Annotated in this window: 17 protein-coding genes; 7 read left to right on the top strand and 10 right to left on the bottom strand. The window is 64.1% G+C overall.

All coding sequences use genetic code 11. The annotated features are described in order from the left end of the window. Nucleotides 1-88 precede the first annotated feature (88 nt). The 3 genes from BXA07_RS08915 (at nucleotide 89) to BXA07_RS08905 (ending at nucleotide 3,253) form a co-directional block, all read left to right on the top strand. A complete protein-coding gene (locus BXA07_RS08915; RefSeq protein ID WP_076567408.1) occupies nucleotides 89-1,003 on the top strand; it encodes a LysR family transcriptional regulator in 915 nt (304 codons plus the stop codon). A gap of 69 nt (nucleotides 1,004-1,072) precedes the next feature. After that, entirely contained in the window at nucleotides 1,073-2,104 is a 1,032-nt protein-coding gene (locus BXA07_RS08910; protein ID WP_076567406.1) for a MerR family transcriptional regulator, read from the top strand. Between the two features lie 69 nt (nucleotides 2,105-2,173). After that, a complete protein-coding gene (locus BXA07_RS08905) occupies nucleotides 2,174-3,253 on the top strand; it encodes a hypothetical protein (protein ID WP_076567405.1) in 1,080 nt (359 codons plus the stop codon). Here BXA07_RS08905 and BXA07_RS08900 read toward each other — a convergent pair. Beyond that, nucleotides 3,228-4,448 (bottom strand): D-amino acid dehydrogenase, encoded by a 1,221-nt coding sequence (locus BXA07_RS08900; protein ID WP_076567403.1) that lies wholly within the window; start codon nucleotides 4,446-4,448, stop codon nucleotides 3,228-3,230. The two genes, BXA07_RS08905 and BXA07_RS08900, sit on opposite strands and share 26 nt — an antisense overlap. Continuing rightward, on the bottom strand, nucleotides 4,445-4,900 hold the full coding sequence (locus tag BXA07_RS08895) for a winged helix-turn-helix transcriptional regulator (protein WP_076567402.1): 456 nt from the start codon (nucleotides 4,898-4,900) through the stop codon (nucleotides 4,445-4,447). The genes BXA07_RS08900 and BXA07_RS08895 overlap by 4 nt, the downstream gene beginning before the upstream one ends. Before the next feature lie 91 nt (nucleotides 4,901-4,991). Between BXA07_RS08895 and BXA07_RS08890 the strand changes: the two genes are divergently transcribed. Further along, a complete protein-coding gene (locus tag BXA07_RS08890) occupies nucleotides 4,992-6,191 on the top strand; it encodes an MFS transporter (RefSeq protein ID WP_076567400.1) in 1,200 nt (399 codons plus the stop codon). Here BXA07_RS08890 and BXA07_RS08885 read toward each other — a convergent pair. The 4 genes from BXA07_RS08885 to BXA07_RS08870 form a co-directional block, all read right to left on the bottom strand. Then, nucleotides 6,188-6,883, bottom strand: a complete 696-nt coding sequence (locus BXA07_RS08885) for a Crp/Fnr family transcriptional regulator (RefSeq protein ID WP_070221800.1) — start codon at nucleotides 6,881-6,883, stop codon at nucleotides 6,188-6,190. The genes BXA07_RS08890 and BXA07_RS08885 overlap by 4 nt on opposite strands. Nucleotides 6,884-7,049: 166 nt before the next feature. Next, a complete protein-coding gene (locus tag BXA07_RS08880) occupies nucleotides 7,050-7,697 on the bottom strand; it encodes a response regulator (protein ID WP_170909629.1) in 648 nt (215 codons plus the stop codon). Between the two features lie 39 nt (nucleotides 7,698-7,736). Further along, nucleotides 7,737-8,969, bottom strand: coding sequence for a GAF domain-containing sensor histidine kinase (locus BXA07_RS08875; protein ID WP_076567397.1), 1,233 nt, complete (start codon nucleotides 8,967-8,969; stop codon nucleotides 7,737-7,739). A gap of 64 nt (nucleotides 8,970-9,033) precedes the next feature. Beyond that, nucleotides 9,034-9,615 carry a DJ-1/PfpI family protein gene (locus BXA07_RS08870; RefSeq protein WP_076567395.1) on the bottom strand — a complete coding sequence of 194 codons (582 nt, stop codon included), beginning with the start codon at nucleotides 9,613-9,615 and terminating at the stop codon, nucleotides 9,034-9,036. A gap of 195 nt (nucleotides 9,616-9,810) precedes the next feature. Here BXA07_RS08870 and BXA07_RS08865 point away from each other — a divergent pair, with 195 nt between their 5' ends. Both BXA07_RS08865 and BXA07_RS08860 read left to right on the top strand, forming a co-directional pair. Then, nucleotides 9,811-10,152: a hypothetical protein gene (locus tag BXA07_RS08865; protein ID WP_076567394.1), complete on the top strand. Its 342-nt coding sequence runs from the start codon at nucleotides 9,811-9,813 to the stop codon at nucleotides 10,150-10,152. Between the two features lie 66 nt (nucleotides 10,153-10,218). Beyond that, on the top strand, nucleotides 10,219-10,518 hold the full coding sequence (locus tag BXA07_RS08860) for an antibiotic biosynthesis monooxygenase family protein (RefSeq protein ID WP_076567392.1): 300 nt from the start codon (nucleotides 10,219-10,221) through the stop codon (nucleotides 10,516-10,518). Nucleotides 10,519-10,543: 25 nt separating this feature from the next. Here the strand turns inward: BXA07_RS08860 and pncB are convergent, their stop codons facing one another. Together pncB and BXA07_RS08850 are read right to left on the bottom strand one after the other, a co-directional pair. After that, nucleotides 10,544-11,734 carry a nicotinate phosphoribosyltransferase gene (pncB, locus tag BXA07_RS08855; RefSeq protein WP_076567391.1) on the bottom strand — a complete coding sequence of 397 codons (1,191 nt, stop codon included), beginning with the start codon at nucleotides 11,732-11,734 and terminating at the stop codon, nucleotides 10,544-10,546. A 77-nt stretch (nucleotides 11,735-11,811) separates the two neighbouring features. After that, on the bottom strand, nucleotides 11,812-12,687 hold the full coding sequence (locus BXA07_RS08850; RefSeq protein ID WP_076567389.1) for a cysteine hydrolase family protein: 876 nt from the start codon (nucleotides 12,685-12,687) through the stop codon (nucleotides 11,812-11,814). 71 nt (nucleotides 12,688-12,758) lie between these two features. Here BXA07_RS08850 and BXA07_RS08845 point away from each other — a divergent pair, with 71 nt between their 5' ends. Continuing rightward, a complete protein-coding gene (locus BXA07_RS08845; protein WP_076567388.1) occupies nucleotides 12,759-12,998 on the top strand; it encodes a TIGR02450 family Trp-rich protein in 240 nt (79 codons plus the stop codon). Here the strand turns inward: BXA07_RS08845 and BXA07_RS08840 are convergent. Next, nucleotides 12,980-13,234, bottom strand: coding sequence for a hypothetical protein (locus BXA07_RS08840; protein ID WP_076567689.1), 255 nt, complete (start codon nucleotides 13,232-13,234; stop codon nucleotides 12,980-12,982). The genes BXA07_RS08845 and BXA07_RS08840 overlap by 19 nt on opposite strands. 313 nt (nucleotides 13,235-13,547) lie before the next feature. Further along, complete coding sequence (locus tag BXA07_RS08835) at nucleotides 13,548-14,102, bottom strand: nuclear transport factor 2 family protein (RefSeq protein ID WP_076567386.1); 555 nt, start codon at nucleotides 14,100-14,102, stop codon at nucleotides 13,548-13,550. Nucleotides 14,103-14,172 lie beyond the last annotated feature (70 nt).

Here is a 14,172-nt window from a genome sequence, read left to right as displayed (position 1 = left end):
GCTCCGAAAGAAAAATCCATCATATCCGCGACACAAATTCTTATCCGCGATACTATTTCACCTTATTCATGAATAATATTCGCGGATCATGTTTTCATCGGAACATCTGAAGGGCCTCACGCCCTTTCTCGCCACGGCCGACGCGGGCAGTTTTACCAGGGCGGCCGAGCGCCTGCACCTGAGCAGCTCGGCCGTCAGCAAGAGCGTGGCGCGGCTGGAGGAGCGGCTGGGCGTGCTGCTGTTCCAGCGCAGCACGCGCCGCCTGAAACTGAGCGATGCCGGCCGCGCCTACTACGCCACCTGCAAGCGCGTGCTGCAGGAACTGGCGGACGCGGAAGACGTGCTGGCCGACCATGCGGCGGAACTGGCGGGCCAGGTGCGCATCGGCGTGCCCGCCGCGTATGGCCGCCTGCGCGTGATGCCGGCGCTGATCGATCTGTGCGAAAAATATCCGCGCCTGCAGCCGGCCATCGCCTTCAGCGACCGCTTCGTCGACCTGTTCGAGGAGCGCATCGATATCGCCGTGCGCATCGGCGCGCCCTCGCACTGGCCCGCCGCGCTGGGACAGATGCACCTGGGCGACGAACAGCTGATCCTGTGCGCGGCGCCCGCCTACCTGGCGCGGCGCGGCACGCCGGCGTCCATTGCGGACCTCGACGGCCACGACTGCATCGCCTACGGACGCGGCGACGGCTCGCCCATGCCGTGGCTGTTCCCGGACGGGAACAAGGGCGGCCAGCTGGAATACCGCCTGGCGTCACCGCGCATGACGGTGGGCGACGCGGAAGCGCGCACGGCCGCCGTGCTGGCCGGCCTGGGCGTGGCCCAGCTGGCCACCTGGCTGGTGCAGGAACACCTGGCCACGGGCGCCATCGTGGCCGTGCTGCCGCAGCTGGCCACGCCAGGCCTGCCCCTGTACCTGGCGTGGCCGCTGGCGCGCCAGCTGACGCCGAAAACAGGCACCCTGCTGCAGGAATTGCGGCAGCGGCTGACCATCCACTGAAAATACGGCTTGACCCTGACGCAGCGTCAGGGTCGATGCTGTCCGTACGCACCTGGAAAGGAGTGACCCATGCTGTTGAAGATCGGTGAACTGGCCAAGATGACAGGCTTGAGCATCCGCACCCTGCACCACTACGACAGCATCGGCCTGCTCTCGCCTTCGGCGCGCACGCAAGCTGGCTACCGCCTGTACCAGCACGGCGACATGGACCGGCTGCACCGGATCATGGCGCTGCGCAAGTTCGGGCTGTCGCTGGCCGATATCGCCAACGCACTCGCCGGCCCGGACCTGCCCTTGAGCGCCATCGTGGCGCAGCAGATCGCCATGCTGGAACGCCAGATCGCGCAGGCTTCCACCCTGCGCGAGCGCCTGCGCACCCTGCAGGCGCAACTGGCGCAGGGGCAGGCACCGGAACTGGCCGAGTGGCTCACCACGATGGAGTTGATGACCATGTACGACAAATATTTTACGCAGGAAGAACTGCAACGGATGCCGCTGCTGACAGACAGCGCCGTGGAACAGGAATGGAAGGCCCTGGTAACGCGCGTGCGCGCCGCCAGGGACGCGGGCGCCAGCCCGGACGATGCACAGGCGCAGGCGCTGGCCACGGAATGGATGGTCAAGCTGGTGCGCGACACGGGCGCCCACCCGGGCCTGTTCGCGCGCCTGAACGACATGCATGAGCAGGAGCCGTCCATGCAGGCCACCACCAGCATCGATGGGGAACTGATGCAATTCATCCTCGCCGCCTTCAACGCCTCGCGCATCGCGCTGTACCGGCCTTTCCTCGACGAGCAGGAATACGCGCATTTACTCGCCAACTACGGCAAGCGCTCGGGCGAGTGGCCGGCCCTGATCGCCGCCGTGCGCGCCGCCATCGATGCGCGCACGCCGCCCACGGACCCGGCCGTGCTGCAGCTGGCGCGGCAGTGGCTGGACCTGTTCCGCTCGTATGCGGGCACGAACCCGGCCACGCAGCTGAAATTCCGCCAGGCCCACCAGCAGGAACCGCGCCTGATGGAAGGCAGCTTCGTCGACGCCGCCATGGTGCACTACCTGGGCGCGGCAATGGCTATCGTGGCGCAGGAAAGACAAGCGTAAAAGTTGGCGTGCGGCATTTCCAGGCGGTGGCCATGTAGAATCGGCCATCGCCAATCACAGGAAAATCCGATGCGCCGCTTTTTGTTGATATGTCTGACCCTGCCCGCCTGCCATATCACCATGGCTGGCGATGCGCCCGTGCAAGGCGTGTGGCAGGGTACTTTGGGCAAGGCGAATATCGTCGCCTGCTTCAACCAGCCCAGCCCCACGCAAGGGTCTGACCGCAGCGGCAATTACTACTACACGCGCTACAAGACGCCCATCATGCTGTCCATGGCGAACGGCAAGAGCGAGTGGAGCGAGTCCGACGCCAAGGGCGACACGACGGGCACATGGCGCCTCGACGCGCCGCAGGGCGGCAAGCTCACCGGCACCTGGACGGAGCCGAAAAGCGGCAAGACCCTGCCGCTGGCCTTGACCCTGCTGGAAGCGGCGGGCGACCGCGAACACCCATCCTGCGCCAGCGACGCCTACAACCTGGCGCTGGAAGACTTTCCCGGCACCAAGGTCAGCAAACCCCTTACCTTCGAAGGCAAGCAATACCGCAACCTGCAAGTGGGCGACACCATCACCGTGGAACTGATGGCGCCCGGCGACGGCATTGCAAAAATCAATGCGCAGCTGCGCGCCGTGCTGGCAAAGAACAAGAAGGACCTGGCCGACTTCTATGCCACGCGCCGCGAATACCTGGGCCGCAACGGTTTCACGACGGAAGACGAAGTGTATGCGGAACCGACTTACTGGTCGCCGCGCTGGGTGACGGTCAAATTCTACCGCTGGCCGGCCGGATATGGCGCCAGCGGCATTTCCATCCGCTTCCGCACCTGGGACGTCAAGACGGGCCAGGAAACGGATGTGTGGAACTGGTTTGGCGCCAGCGCCAGCGACGGCGACGACAAGGCCGAGCTGCCGGACCGCCTGCGCCAGGCCCTGTTCAAGGAGGTGACAATCGACGCCGAATGCAGGGGCACGGATTACGACGGCCGCGGCCGCTTCCACCTGTCCTTGAAGCCAGAAGGCGTGGCGTTCTGGGAAGACGCGAACGGCAGCGGCTGCGAAAACGATTTTTTACTGCCGTACAGCAAGGTTGGCCCCTTCCTCACCGTCAAGGGCCGTGCCGCGCTCAGCGATCTGCTGCCGAAGAACTAGGCGCGACTACCTCGGCCACCATCTCCGCCGTCGCGGCCGCCAGGGTCCAGCCCAGGTGGCCGTGGCCCGTGTTGTAGTAGACGCCGGGCGCCTTGCCCGGCCCCACTTTCGGCAGCATGGCCGGCAGCATGGGGCGCAGGCCCGCCCACGGGATCACCTTGCGCGTATTAACGCCAGGAAAGCACTGCTCGACCCACTGCAGCAGCGGGCGGATGCGGTCGGCGCGGATGTCGTGATTGACGCCATTGAATTCCGCCGTGCCCGCCACCCTGAGCCGGTCCTCGCCCAGGCGGCTGCTGACCAGCTTGGTCGCGTCGTCGAGCAGGCTGACGGACGGCGCCGCTGTCCGGCTGGCTGCATCGTCCAGTTGCACGGTAATCGAATAACCTTTCACGGGATACACATTCACGTGGTCGCCCAGCATGGCCGCCATGGCGCGGCTGGCCGTGCCCGCGCAGATGACGACGGCGTCGAACACGGCGCTGTCCTCGCCCATCGAGACACGCACCTTGCCGTGTTCGCTTGCCAGCGCCCTGACTTCCTGTCCATAGCGGCAGGCCACGCCCAGGCGCACGCAGGCGTCGGCCAGGCCGCTGGTGAATTTGTGGATGTCGCCCGTGGAATCGCTGTCCGTGTAATAGCCGCCGTAAAAGTCGCCGTGCAGGGCCGGTTCGATGGCGCGCATTTCTTGCGGCGTGACGGCGCGCCGTTCCAATCCTGCCTGCGCCAGCAGGCGCGACACGCCGGCCGCCCGCTCGAAGCCGCGCCGGTCGCGGTATACGTGCAGGATGCCGGCGCGGCGGTGATCAAAATCAATGTTTTCCTGCTCGGCCCACGCAAACAAATGTGCGCGCGCGGCAATCGCCATGCGCGCCGTGGCGATGGTGTTGCGCTCGTAATCCGGCATGGCGGCGAGAAACTCGGCAAACCAGCTCAGCTTGTGCCAGCCGGGTTTGGGATTGAGCAGCAAGGGCGCATCGCGCCTGGCCATCCATTTCACGGCGTTCCAGAGCGTTGCCTTGTGGTTCCACACTTCCGCATGGCAGGCCGACAATTGCCCGCCATTCGCATACGACGTTTCCATGGCGGCATAGCGGTGGCGCTCGATCAGGGTGACATCGACGCCGCGTTTCGCCAGCGCATACGCCGTGGTGACGCCCGTGATGCCGCCGCCGATGACGGCCACGCGCTTCATGTCCTGGACTCCACCTTGTGCACCACCGTATCGCCCGCCTGCAGGACGCGGCCATCCTCGGCCAGCACGTCCATGCGGCGCACGGGCAAGCCTGACCCGCGCTGCAGCAGGGTGGAATGGGCCTCGCCTGGTTCAAACAATTGCGCCTCGCTCCACTGGCGCAAGCCGACGACGACGGGAAACAGCGCCAGCCCCTTGGCCGTCAGCACGTATTCCTGGTAGGCCGTGCCGTCCGAGGCGGGCGCAATCGTAAAAATGCCCTCTTCCACCAGCGTGTGCAGGCGGTCGGCCAGGATGTTCTTCGCCACGCCCAGGCTTTTCTGGAATTCCCCGAACCGGCGCATGCCGTCGAAGGCGTCGCGCACGATCAGCAGCGACCAGCGCTCGCCGATCGCGTCGAGCGCGCGCGCCACGGGACAGGGGTCGGTTTTCAGGCTCTTGCGCTTGGCCATCGGCATGCTCCAGGATTGAGTGGTTGCATTTTAAAACTAATCACCGTAGACTCCAACTGGTTTTAATTTGAAACCACTTGATGCCAACCTTATGCGCGATACGAACCCTCCCCTCACGACCACACTTTCCCCCTCCCTCGTCTGGCTGTTTGCGGGCGCGGCCGGCCTCAGCGTGGCCAATGTGTATTACGCCCAGCCCTTGCTCGCCACCCTGGCGCACGAGTTCGGCATGACGGAGGCCGCCAGCGGCATGGTCATCACGGCCACGCAGCTCGGCTGCGCGCTGGCCCTGTTGCTGCTGGTTCCCTTGGGCGACATGCTGAACCGGCGCCGCCTGACCCTGTTCCAGCTGGGCTTGCTTGCCGTCTCGCTGGCGGCGCTGGGCTGCGCCCGTTCCACGGCCGCCTTGCTGGGCGGCATGCTGCTGGTGGGCTTGCTGGGCACGGCCATGACGCAGGGCTTGATCGCCTATGCGGCCAGCGCGGCGGCCAGCCATGAGCGGGGCAGGGTCGTCGGCATGGCGCAGGGCGGCGTGGTGATCGGCTTGCTGCTGGCGCGTACCCTGTCCGGCGTGGTGGCGGACCTGGCCGACTGGCGCGCCGTGTATTTTGTCTCGGCCGCCATCGCCTGTACCCTGTTGCTGCTGCTGTGGCGCAAGCTGCCGCCGGCGCAACCAGGCAAGCAACGGCTGGCTTACGGCGCCCTGCTCGCTTCCATGGCAGACATGTTGATGCACAACAAGGTGCTGCGCGTGCGCGGCATGCTGGCCCTGCTGATGTTTGCCGTGTTCAATATCTTCTGGAGCGCCCTCGTGCTGCCCCTGACGGCGCAGGGCTACAGCCATGCGGCCATCGGCGCCTTCGGCTTAGTGGGCGTGATCGGCGCGCTGGGCGCGGCGCGGGCCGGAGCATTGGCCGACAAGGGCCGCGCCCAGTGGACGACGGGCGCCGCCCTGCTGTTGCTGCTGGCCGCGTGGCTGCCGCTCAGCTTTGCGGGCGCGTCCCTGTGGCCCCTGGTCGTCGGCATCATCGCGCTGGACCTGGCGGGCCAGGCCATCCACGTGACGAACCAGAGCCTGATCTTCAAGGACGACAGCGAAGCGCACAGCCGCCTGGTGGCGTGCTACATGCTGTTTTATGCGGTGGGAAGCGGAGTGGGGGCGATTGCCGCCACCAGCGTGTATGCGCTGGCGGGCTGGCATGGGGTATGCGCGCTGGGCGCGGCGGTCAGCTTGCTCGCCCTGCTGTTCTGGCGGCTGACCTTGCCTGCTGAAAAAGCTGCGAGCGCCTAGTTCAGCATGGCCGCGGCGGAACCGTGGCGATAGGTTTTCAGTGCATCGGGCTGGATCTGGATCAGCGAACCGCTGACTTTAATCAAATGCAAGTCCGTCAGCTGGTGCAGCACGCGCGACAGGGTGGCGGGCGCCAGGTTCAGGAACGATGCCAACAGACTTTTCTTCAGGTCCAGCTTGACCTCGTTGGAACGCTGCTGGTCCGATGCCTGCAGCAGATACTCGACGACGCGCTGGGTGGCGTTCTGCACGGAGCAGCGCTCCACGTTGCGGATGAAACCCATCAGGTGGTGCGACAGGCTGTTCATCATCTGGCGCGCGATGCGGGGCGACTGGTCCAGCAGGCGCAGCAGCGCGTGCGGCGGGATGCGCAGCAGCAGGCAGTGTTCGAGCGCTTCGGCGCAGAACGGATACGGTTCATCGAGGAAGATCATGGCTTCGCCGAAGCTCTGGCCCGGACGGATCAGTTCCAGGACCTTGTCGGTCCCTTCCATGGAAAACACGCTCAGCTTGACGAGGCCGAAGACCACCACATAGGCGCCTTCCGCCACTTCGCCCTTGCGGAACAGCACTTTGCCCTTCTCCACTTCGACGCGCACGACATCCTGGCGCAATTGCTCTAATTGCGAAGGGGAAATATGGCGGAACAGAGCCTGGCTCGACAGCAAGCCATCGACGTTGACCTTATGCATGACACTCTCTTATTAGATTAGCGAATGACTAAGAGTGTAATGCGCAGGCACCGTCAAGGCCATACGTCAAAGGAACTAGGGTTGTCTAGGCCGTAACGCCATGCAGATCAAACAATCGCGCATTCCTTGTGGCTTTTTGGCACTGTATTTACGCTTTGCTTGATCTTTATTTACCGAGTTCGCGCTCGACCGCATACACGGCGATCTGCACGCGGCTGCTCAGCTTGAGCTTTTTGAGGATATTCTGCACGTGGATCTTCACCGTGCTTTCGGCCACGTCCAGCTGGCGCGCGATTTCCTTGTTGCTCAGCCCTTGCGCCAGGCAAGCCATGGCTTCGCGTTCACGCGGCGTCAATTTGTCGTAATCGGCCTGGGGCGCGTTCTGGCCCGCGCGGAACTGCGACACCAGCTTGGCCGTCATGGCGTCGGCAATCACCGATTCGCCGGCGGCGGCGCGGCAGATGGCCTGGCCCAGCTGCTCGGCCTCGATGTTTTTGAGCAAATAACCGCGCGCGCCCGCGCGCAGGGCCGCGCCCAGGTCGGCCGCGTTTTCCGACACGGTCAGCATCAGCACGACCATCTGCGGCATGTCCTGCAAGATCAGCTGCAGCGCTTCCACGCCGGACACGCCGGGCATGTTCAAGTCCATCAGCACCACGTCGGGCCGCAGCTCGGCCGTCAAGCGCACGCCGTCCAGCCCGTTTGATGCCTCGCCCACCACCTGGAATAGAGGATTGCGCTGCAACAGCAGCTTGACGCCGCTGCGCAGCAAGGTGTGGTCGTCGACCAGCAGGATTTTGATTGGAGCGTTCACTATGTTTGTATCTTTTACCTGGTAAGAATGAATCTTCTGTTACGCGGCCTGGCGCCGCGCTGCCGGCAGGGCCAGCGAAATCGTCGTGCCGCCGCCGGGCGTGCTGTCGATGGCAAATTGCGCGCCGAGACGCTCGGCCCGTTCCTGCATGATACGCAAGCCGATCTGCAATTCCGTTTTCTTGTCGCGCAGATGGGCGGCGAAGCCTTCGCCGTCGTCGCGCACCTGCAGCGCGAAATCGCGCCCGTTTTCCACGCGCAGCGCCACATTGCTGGCCTGCGCATGCTTGCGGATATTCGACAGCGCTTCCTGCACGATGAACAGGATCTGCAGCTGCTGCTCGGGCGCCAGCGGCGCGCCGTTGCCGCTCATGTCAAGGGTGCCGGCGACGCCCGTCTGCAGCTCGAACTTGGCCAGCACTTCCAGCAGCTTGCTTTCGAGGTCGCTGCCATGCCAGCGCGTGCGGAAATTGACGAGCAATTCGCGCACGTCCTGGTAGCTCTGCTCAACGCCCATGCGCATCAGCGGCAGCACTTCGGCCGCTTCATCGAGCTGGCCCCGGCGCACGGAATCGTCGAGCATCTGCACTTGCAGGCTGATGAAATTGAGGCTTTGCGCGATGCTGTCGTGCAAGCCTTCGGCCAGCAGGCTGCGTTCGCGCGCCACGGCGAATTCCTTTTCGCGCGCGATCAGGCGCTGGTTTTCGATGGCGATGCCCAGGCTCTGGCCCAGGGTTTCCAGCCAGCCCTGCTGCTGCGCATGGGCCGCTTGCGGCCGCGCAAAGTGCAGCGAAAAACTGCCCACCACCTGCTCGCGCGCGAGGATGGGAAAGACGGCGATGGCGATAAACCCTTCGTCCTGGCAGCGGTAGCGCTGCAAGGCGTCGACCTGGCGGAAATCGCGGATCTGGATCACGCCCTGCGCCACGGCGGCGCCGCACAGGCAATCGTTATTTCGGATGCAATGTTCCTCTTCCACCATGGCGTCCGAAATACCCTCGTGCACGATGATGTGCACCGTATCGTTTTGCGGGTCGAGGATGCGCACGGTGCCGCCTTCGGCCTGCGCGAACTGCATCACGTGGCGCAAAAAGCCACGGCACAGGGCATCGATGGCGTGCTGGCCCGCCAGCAGGGTGGAGATGTCGTGCAGGGTGGCCAGCTGGCGTTCCTGCGCGGCACTCAGGCCCGATGCCGCCTGCGCCTGGCGGCGCTGGCGCCAGCGCGAAGCGGGAAGTTGTTTGCGGGATGGTTGACTGCGCGGCGCATGCATGTGGAACTCGAATCTGAAAAGTGGTGCGCCCGGCAAACGCTGCGGCCTGCCGGGCTGGTAAAGGTTACAAACGGATCTCGGTACCGAGCAGCTTGACGAACTGCGCCAGCCACGCCGGATGGGCGGGCCAGGCAGGCGCCGTGACGAACTGGCCATCGGTGACGGCGTCCGTGACGGCGATGTCGGCATACGTGCCGCCCGCCAGTTTCACTTCGGGCGCGCAGGCGGGATAGGCGGAAATGCGCTTGCCACGGATGACGTCGGCGGCGGCCAGCAATTGCGCGCCGTGGCAGACGGCCGCGACAGGCTTGCCCGCCCCGGCGAAATGGCGCACGGCGGCGATCACCTTCTCGTTCAGGCGCAGGTATTCGGGCGCGCGGCCGCCGGCGATCATCACGGCGTCATAGTGGGCCGGGTCGATCTCGTCGAAGCTGGCGTTCAGGGTGAACAAATGGCCCGGCTTTTCCGTGTAGGTCTGGTCGCCCTCGAAATCGTGGATGGCCGTCTTGATCGTCTCGCCGGCCTTCTTGCCGGGACAGACGGCGTGCACGGTATGGCCCAGCATCAGCAGGGCCTGGAAGGGCACCATCGTTTCATAATCTTCTGCAAAATCGCCGGTCAAAAACAGAATTTTCTTCGCTGCCATTTAGTTCTCCTATGAAAGATTGATCCCGCATCTGCCCCTGCAGCATGCACCGCAAGGCGTATCTTAGCGCGACTTGGCAGCCATACTGGATATTTGTCAAACTTTTGCCATTCAATGCAGGCATTTGGAGGCTGAGGCAGAATTATTTCAAGGCTCGCGGGTCAAATCCAGACAACCCTCTCAGAAAGCCTGGCCATGAACGCCTCCACCAGTCCCCTTGCCAACCCTGCGCCTGCCCTGATCCGTATCTTCGATCATCTTGCCGATGCCCAGCAGGCCCGCAGCGCCCTGCTGGACGATGGCTTTCCCGCGCACGCCGTACAGCTCGACACGGTCGACGACGAGGCCGTCCCCGTGCAGGGCAAGGCGGCGTGGCGCGGCATGTTCCGCCTCATCGTCGCCGTCAGCGATGCGCAGGAGCAGGAACGGGCGCACGCCATCGTGCAGGCGTGCAATGGCTGCGACATCGAACAGCGCACGGCCAGCCACGCGGGCAGCCGGCGCGCTGGCGCGGTCACACCTGCGCTGGCGGGCTGAGGCCCTCCCCCGCGCGGCGAAATTATGGCAAGATCAAGCTTCCTTCATTCCACAGTGGAACTTGCCATGATTTATGAAATTGCCCACATCCAGATCAAATCGGCCACGCACGCAGCCTTCGAGGCGGCCGTGACGCAAGCCGTGCCCCTGTTCCAGCGCGCGCGCGGCTGCGAGTCGATGCGCCTGGAGCGCTCGATCGAAAACGGCGACGCCTACCGCCTCGTCGTGGGCTGGAGCACCCTGGAAGACCATACCGTGCATTTCCGCGGCAGCGAGGACTTCCAGGCCTGGCGCGGCCTCGTCGGCGAGTTCTTCGCCGCTCCGCCGCAGGTCGAGCACATGAACACCGTGCTGACGGGTTTTTAAGCGGGCAGCGCCTGCCCTGCCGCCTTCATGCCGCAGGGTGATGGAACACCTGCCGCAAATACGCGAGGAAGGTTTCATCCTTGCACAGGGTCTTGCCCGGCGAATCCGACAGTTTCGCCACGGACTGGCCATTGCAGCGCACCAGTTTCATGACGATGTTGAGCGGCGTCAACCCGACGTCGTTGGTGAGATTGGTGCCGATGCCGAAACCCGTCATGATGCGGTCGGCGAAGTGCTGGTACAGGGCAAACGCCTTGTCCAGGTCCAGGCCGTCCGAAAACACGAGACGCTTGGTATTGGCGTCGATGCGCAGGGCCGCATAATGGGCCAGCGCCTTCTCGCCCCATTCGACGGGGTCGCCCGAATCGTGGCGCAAACCGTCGAACAGCTTGGCGAAATACAGGTCGAAGTCGGCCAGGAAGGCGTCCATGCCGACCACGTCCGTCAGGGCGATGCCCAGGTCACCCCGGTATTCCTGCACCCAGTCTTCCAGTGCCGCCTTCTGGAAGTCGCGCAGGCGCACGCCGAAGGACTGGAATGACTGCATGTATTCATGCGCCATGGTGCCGATCGGCACGATGCCGAGCTTTTTCGCCAGATAGACATTCGACGTGCCCTTGAAATACTCGGGCACTTCGCGCGCCAGCCGCTGCACCACCTCGTCGTGCCAGGCACCGGAAAAACGCCGGCGCACGCCGAAGTCGGAAAATTCAAATGGATGCTTGCGCCTCGGCAGCTTGCCGAATTCCTTCACGGCCGCCACTTTCAAGCCCAGGCGGTGGCGCCCTTCGCGCATGGCCGCATCGAGGTCGAAACGGCGGAAATACAGTTCGTTGATGATGTACAGCACGAAAATCTCGAAGCCCATCACGTGCACCTGCGGCCCGGCCGCATGCACGAGCAGGGTGTCGCCATCCGTGCTGACGTCGATGAATTTGCGCTGGAAGCGGAACACCGTCAAAAAGTCGACGAAATCGCTCTTCATGAAACGCAGCGTGCGCAGATAGGCCAGCTCGTCGTCGGCGAACGACATCGAGCACAGGTGGTCGAGCTGTTCTTCCAGCTCGCCCTTCAGTTCGGCCAGGGGAAAGGCGGTGGTGTTGCGGCAGACAAATTCGTATTCGGTATGGGTATTCGGGTGACCGTGCAGCAAAGCTTGCCACATTGTAAATTTATACAGATCGGTTTCCAGCAAACTGCGCACTATCGGGGTCATATGTGTTTTCTCCAACTTCCTGAAGCCAGAATAGTACGCCACCACAAGCATTTCAGCAGGGCATGATCAACAGCGGCTCAGGCAGCCCCGTCGGCCGGCGCGTTGGCCTGCAATTCGGGCACGATGCCGGCGGACGTGGCCAGCCGCACGCCGCGCTCTTGCATACCGGCAATAAAGTCGCGCTGCTGCCGTTCAAAACCCGTGACGGGACTCATGCAGTCCGTCAGCAGCACCAGGCGCGACAGGGCCGGCTTTCCCTGCTGGGCTTCCAGGTAATCGGCAATGTGCTCGGTACTGGCTTTGACGCAATGGCTGCCCGCCTCGCCGCAGATATAGATGTGCTGCGCCGGCAGCAGGGTGTCGAGGAAGGCGCGGTTGAGCTGGGTGGCCGCATCCTGCGCATCGGGCACTTCGGCCATGACGGCCGAGTAATGCTCGGTCCACGGATTGGAACCTTTGCTCAGCTTGGCCACCACGTGCAGGTTGGCCACTTCCCAGGCGTTGTAGGCGGCGCGCACGGCCGCGTGCACATTCTGGCCCCAGCTGCCGATCTCGCAGTGCACGGGCCACACCATCAGCCGGTAGCGCCCGGCCTGCTCCAGGGCATCGAGGTAGGCCAGTGCGCGCGGCAAGGCGCCGCCGGCGGCGGGCCGAAACAGGCCGTCGCGCACCTGCCGGGCGCCGATCTGCGTGAACGGCGCCACGGCGCCGCCGTCTCCCGCGCGCCAGAACGCGGGGTGGGCGATGTCGTAGCGGTGGTGGGCGTCGAGCGTGATGCTGATCTGCGTCAAACCCGCTCCCCCTTCGCGGATCAGCTGCGCCACGCGCAGCATGTCGGCGTGGGCGCCGGGCACGGCCAGGGCCGGCGCCGCATCGGGCGGCAGCCAGGTGGCGGGCAAGTCGCAAAAATCGTTTTGCGGGTCGATGACAAGCAGGTGCAGCTGGCGTTTCATGGCGATCCTCGTGCGTGGCGGGTAATGCATGATAATGGCAACATCGCCATCACGCCAATCCGGGAGCCGCTATGCACCTAGCCAATCGCAATAATTTGCGCCCGAACAAGTTACTCAACAGCAAATGGACGGCCGTCACGCCCGCCAACAAGGAAAAACACTTCCTCGTCATCGGGCTATGCGCAACGGCCACGCCCGATGAGCCCGTCACGCACGTGAAGCTGGAAGCCGTGCATTCGGGCCGCGTGCACATCCTGCCCTGGCGCGCGCTGCAGGATGCGGCGCAGTGGCATCAGGGATGGAAGACGTAGCGCCGCCGGCGCCGCTCGACGAGCTTGACGGCCGCCTCGCCCGCCTCGGCGACGGCGTCCGCTTCCGTCGTAAACTGATGGTCGGCCGACACCCTGCGCTTCTTCACCAGGTTCACCCGGTGCATGGGGTTGGCCGTAGGGGCATAGATGGCGACGTAGGCGCCCCATAACTTGCAGCCCCGCAATGGTTCCGCCGTGTAATTTACCTCATAAAAATCAACATACTTTATCGGCACGATGTACGCTCCAAAAATGACATGGCCGGACAGCTTGTCTCTACGGACTGACACGGTAACAGGGTAAGAATCATGTGCGCGCTTGCTTGGGATGCTTGATACGGCTCTCTACTTATTATTGCGCGGCACAGCAGAAAAGGAATGAACGATTACACCATCTTCATGCACGTCGACACCGGCACAGCGGCGCATATCGCCGCCGGCGCGTCCAAGCTGAAAGTATAGACGATGCGAAAAAATTATTGCTGGGCAACACTGTACTGAACGCAGGGGCATGGTCAAAGTGCGCGCACGGGCGCGGCGAGGCTGGCGCCTATTTTGCCGCCTCGGCTGCGGCATGCATGGACCAGACGACGCTGAGGATTTTCCAGTTGCCGTCGCGCTTGACCATTTGCCACGCTTCCACGCCATAGTTCGACAATTTGTCGCCGACGAGGAATTCGTAGTCGAAATTGACCCACGCCACATGGCGGTCCTGGGTGATCTTGACGTTGTAGAACTTTTCTTCCGTGCGCTGCGGTTCGTGCTTGATGAAGTTGGCGAACGCGACATAGCCGCCCGCTCCGACGCCGTCGAAGTGGACGTCCGTCGTGTCGCGCATTTTCTTGACGTAAGCGTCGTCGGCCGGCGAGGCAAACAGGATGTTGGTGTGCAGCATCAGCGACGACAGCAGCCTGACGTCCTTGGCGATCAGGGCCGCCTGGAAGTCGGCGACGACTTGCTCGATGGCGCGAAGATCCTCGGGCGTGGCGGCGTGGCGGCCCACGTGGGCCGGCGCAGGCGGTGCAACGGGCGCAGACTGCGCCAGCGCCATGCCTGCCGAAAACAGGGAACTGCCGAACAGTACTGCGCTTGCCAACTTGTGCATGGGGGACTTTCATGGCGAACGGCTCGCCGGCCTGGCACGGGGCGTGCCGCCGGCAAGCTTATGTCAACCA

It is taken from the genome of Janthinobacterium sp. TND4EL3, from assembly GCF_900156175.1.
Lineage (GTDB): Bacteria > Pseudomonadota > Gammaproteobacteria > Burkholderiales > Burkholderiaceae_D > Janthinobacterium.
The sequence above is the reverse complement of the archived record's forward strand: the minus strand, read 5'-3'. Positions and strand labels throughout refer to the sequence as shown.

Bases quoted from the DNA above. Each gene is read 5' to 3' on its own strand.
- BXA07_RS08915 (WP_076567408.1), top strand. From the start codon at position 89: ATGTTTTCATCGGAACATCTGAAGGGCCTCACGCCCTTTCTCGCCACG.
- BXA07_RS08910 (WP_076567406.1), top strand. From the start codon at position 1,073: ATGCTGTTGAAGATCGGTGAACTGGCCAAGATGACAGGCTTGAGCATC.
- BXA07_RS08905 (WP_076567405.1), top strand. From the start codon at position 2,174: ATGCGCCGCTTTTTGTTGATATGTCTGACCCTGCCCGCCTGCCATATC.
- BXA07_RS08900 (WP_076567403.1), bottom strand. From the start codon at position 4,448: ATGAAGCGCGTGGCCGTCATCGGCGGCGGCATCACGGGCGTCACCACG.
- BXA07_RS08895 (WP_076567402.1), bottom strand. From the start codon at position 4,900: ATGGCCAAGCGCAAGAGCCTGAAAACCGACCCCTGTCCCGTGGCGCGC.
- BXA07_RS08890 (WP_076567400.1), top strand. From the start codon at position 4,992: ATGCGCGATACGAACCCTCCCCTCACGACCACACTTTCCCCCTCCCTC.
- BXA07_RS08885 (WP_070221800.1), bottom strand. From the start codon at position 6,883: ATGCATAAGGTCAACGTCGATGGCTTGCTGTCGAGCCAGGCTCTGTTC.
- BXA07_RS08875 (WP_076567397.1), bottom strand. From the start codon at position 8,969: ATGCATGCGCCGCGCAGTCAACCATCCCGCAAACAACTTCCCGCTTCG.
- BXA07_RS08870 (WP_076567395.1), bottom strand. From the start codon at position 9,615: ATGGCAGCGAAGAAAATTCTGTTTTTGACCGGCGATTTTGCAGAAGAT.
- BXA07_RS08865 (WP_076567394.1), top strand. From the start codon at position 9,811: ATGAACGCCTCCACCAGTCCCCTTGCCAACCCTGCGCCTGCCCTGATC.
- BXA07_RS08860 (WP_076567392.1), top strand. From the start codon at position 10,219: ATGATTTATGAAATTGCCCACATCCAGATCAAATCGGCCACGCACGCA.
- pncB (WP_076567391.1), bottom strand. From the start codon at position 11,734: ATGACCCCGATAGTGCGCAGTTTGCTGGAAACCGATCTGTATAAATTT.
- BXA07_RS08850 (WP_076567389.1), bottom strand. From the start codon at position 12,687: ATGAAACGCCAGCTGCACCTGCTTGTCATCGACCCGCAAAACGATTTT.
- BXA07_RS08845 (WP_076567388.1), top strand. From the start codon at position 12,759: ATGCACCTAGCCAATCGCAATAATTTGCGCCCGAACAAGTTACTCAAC.
- BXA07_RS08835 (WP_076567386.1), bottom strand. From the start codon at position 14,102: ATGCACAAGTTGGCAAGCGCAGTACTGTTCGGCAGTTCCCTGTTTTCG.